A 528-nucleotide genomic window follows, 5' to 3' on the forward strand; every position below is an offset into this window, starting at 1 on the left:
AAAAGGCTACAACATCTGCAGAATGGGCATTGATTGTCATGGCATTCGCGAGTTAAAAATACACAACATTCCCGTTAGAGAAGTATTCTCTGTCGTTATTACCAAAGAAAATAATCATTTCAGCGATGAAATAATTGACAAACGGTGCTTCATGAAAACGCTATTAGACTGCCTTAACAGATACAACCTTGAGGTAACCGAGTCTAAATAAACATAAACCCATAAGGGGGGCGCGAACATAACGTGCACGCTATTATTGATAGCGTCATCATAGTGCGACGACCACTACAAGATGAACACATACGGCATTCACTATAAAATCAACCAAGAACATCAGCAGCCGAAAGTTTGTTTAGCAGCATTGACAGACACTTTAAATACAGTAGATCTCGAGACGGGCTAGAACATGAAAACCAGAAAAAGCTGTTATGCACGTAAATGCAGACGGAAACCCAATTACTGCTTACACGGCATTTTAAACGATGAAAAGAAAACCACAACTATCAATACTTCAAGGGCTGTTATTCA

Annotated in this window: 1 protein-coding gene; it reads left to right on the forward strand. The window is 39.4% G+C overall.

What is annotated here, in order from left to right; all coding sequences use genetic code 11:
* A partial coding sequence (locus AC0L3B_RS38320) for a hypothetical protein (protein ID WP_473382760.1) occupies window positions 1–211 on the forward strand: 211 nt, incomplete at its 5' end.
* Window positions 212–528: the final 317 nt, after the last annotated feature.

The sequence above is a fragment of the Bradyrhizobium sp. Kon56 genome, assembly GCF_055807635.1.